The organism is Pontibacter sp. HJ8, from assembly GCF_054824225.1.
This window is the reverse complement of sequence record NZ_JSYF01000283.1, coordinates 1-2,818: the sequence shown is the minus strand read 5'-3', so window position 1 is coordinate 2,818 and position 2,818 is coordinate 1. Positions and strand designations below refer to the sequence as shown.

Below are 2,818 nucleotides of genomic sequence, written 5' to 3'. Positions count from 1 at the left end.
CAACAAAGACCGTGGCGTGTACAAAACCACCGACGGCGGCAAGACCTGGAAGAAGACCTTATACCTTGACGAGAACACAGGCGCCATTGACCTGGAAGTTGACCCACAGAACCCCAACAACGTGTATGCGGCCATGTGGCACCGGGAGCGCCGCGCCTGGGACTTTGTGGAGGGCGGCAAAACATCCGGTATACATAAGTCTACCGATGGCGGCAATACTTGGACCCGCGTCACAACCGCTGGCAGCGGCTTCCCGACTTCGGAGGGCGTAGGCCGCATCGGTCTAAGCCTGTTCCCGGGCAACCCGAACATCCTCTACGCTTTCCTGGATAACCAGGAACTGCGTCCGGCGGAGAAGAAGGAGTCCAAGGCAGGCGAGCTGCAACAGGAGCAATTCAAAGGTATGACGGCAGAGGCTTTTCTGGCCCTGAACGACAAAGCCCTGAACGACTTCCTGGACAACAACCGCTTCCCGGCCAGGTATAGCGCCAAAACAGTGAAGGCCGATGTGAAGAGCGGCAAGATTAAGCCGGCTGCGCTGGCAGAATACCTGGTTGACCCGCTGTCCGTGACCACGGAAGCTCCAGTGAAAGGGGCGGAGGTATACCGTTCGGACGATGGCGGCAAAACCTGGAAGAAGACGCACGACAAGCCCATCGACGACATGTACTCGAGCTACGGCTACTACTTTGGTGTCGTTCGGGTAGCACCTTACAACCCGGATAAGATCTACATCCTGGGTGTGCCGATCCTGACATCGGATGACGGCGGCAAAACTTTCCGCAACATCGAAGGGGACAATGTACACTCCGACCACCAGGCGTTGTGGGTGAGCCCCGACAAGCCCGGTTACCTCATCAATGGCAACGACGGTGGCCTCAACATCACCTACGACGACGGCAAAACCTGGGCCATCGCCAACACGCCTTCCGTGGGTCAGTTTTATGCCATCGCAGTCGACATGGAAAAACCGTACAACGTGTATGGCGGCCTGCAGGACAACGGCACGTGGTATGGTCCGAGCAACTACAAGTTCAGCTCCGACTGGACACAGACCGGCCGCTACCCCTACCAGCGTCTGGGTGGTGGCGACGGCATGATGGTGCAGATCGACACCCGCGACAACAACACGGTATACCTGGGATCCCAGTATGGCAATTATGCCCGCGTGAACAAGCGTACCGGCGAGCGTGTGTCTGTGAAGCCAAGCCATGAGCTGGGCGAAACGCCACTGCGCTTCAACTGGGAAAGCCCGATCCACCTGAGCCGCCACAACCAGGATATCCTCTACTTCGGCTCCAACAAGTTCCACCGCTCTATGAAGAAGGGCGAAGACATGCAGACGCTTTCCGGTGACCTGACCAATGGCGGTCTCAAAGGTGATGTGGGTTTCGGTACCCTGACCTCGATCAACGAGTCGCCTTTGCGCTTTGGTTTGCTTTATACTGGTTCTGACGACGGGGCTATCCATGTTTCACGAGACGGAGGGTATAACTGGGAGAACATCTCCAAGAAACTGCCGCAGAACATGTGGGTATCGACCGTAGTGGCTTCCAACCACAAAGAGAACCGCGTCTATACCTCGCTCAACGGGTACCGCTGGGATGACTTCACGCCTTACCTGTACGTGTCGGAAGACAACGGCAAAAAGTGGGAGCGCCTGGGAAGCGGCCTGCCACAAGAGGCGATCAACGTCGTAAAGGAAGATCCGAAAAACCCGGACCTGCTCTACGTGGGCACCGACCACGGCCTATACATCTCCCTGGACAGAGGCAAAAGCTTCATGCAGATGCGCAATGGTATGCCGGCTGTTTCGGTACACGACCTGGTAGTACACCCACGCGACAATGACCTGGTGGTTGGTACGCACGGCCGCTCCATCTACATTGCAAACGTGGATCACCTGCAGCAACTGACACCGGAGATCAGGAACCAAAAACTGCACCTGTTTTCTTTCCAGCCAATGCAGCACAGTACCTTCTGGGGAAGAAGCCGCGGGGCCTGGGGACAAGCCATGGAGCCAAACCTGGAGATACCGTTCTATACCTCGCAGGCTGGTACCACGACCATCCGTATCAAGACAGAGAAAGGACAAGTACTACAGGAGCTGAAAGATGAGAGTGAGCGAGGGCTGAACTACGTCGCCTATAACCTCTCGGTAGCAGAAGCCAACAGCAAAGCCTATGAAACGGCCCTGAACGCCAGCAAAAAAGAAGGCGATGAAGCAGTGAAAGTGACAGCTGCTGACAACAAGGTCATCTACCTGCAGCCCGGTAAGTATACCGTAGAAGTAGAAACTGCCGATGGTAGCAAGGCTACTTCCGAGTTCACGTTGAAAGCACCGGAACGCAGAACAAGAAGCTAAGGTATAGATTATCATAAAACAAGAAAGGCAGCCCGATGAGGCTGCCTTTCTTGTTTTATACCTCCAAGCCTTTATAGAATCGGCTGCAAAAGGTTTTGAAAATAAATTTTCCAAATCTGCTGCTAAATCTTGCTACATTTAAATTTGCTATAAAACCATCTTCTCTATGTCATTGCAATACCCGGAGAGCCGTGCGCGTACTTATATTTTTCTACTCCTGATAGGTATAGGGCTTTATTCATTGTTGCCGTTTTTGTTACTCACCTTGTACATTCACCCTACTGCAGATGATTTCAGCTTTGCCATACGGGATACCTCGCTCGATTTCCTTACTGCTCAACTAGTATATTATCTGAACTGGTCCGGCAGATATTTTGGGACAGCCATTGTGCGGCTTAGCCCTTTGACCTTTGATTCCATGGTAGTGTATAAGTTATACGCTTTCCTCCTGCT

The 2,818-nt window shown here is 53.5% G+C and carries 1 protein-coding gene and 1 pseudogene; both read left to right on the top strand.

Features of this window, described 5'->3' with window-relative positions; translation table 11 throughout:
• Positions 1-2,365 (top strand): WD40/YVTN/BNR-like repeat-containing protein (locus tag OB13_RS13100; protein WP_461490616.1); only part of this gene is annotated, 2,365 nt, incomplete at its 5' end.
• 166 nt (positions 2,366-2,531) lie between these two features.
• Positions 2,532-2,818 (top strand): annotated as a pseudogene (locus OB13_RS13095) (hypothetical protein); the annotation flags it as partial.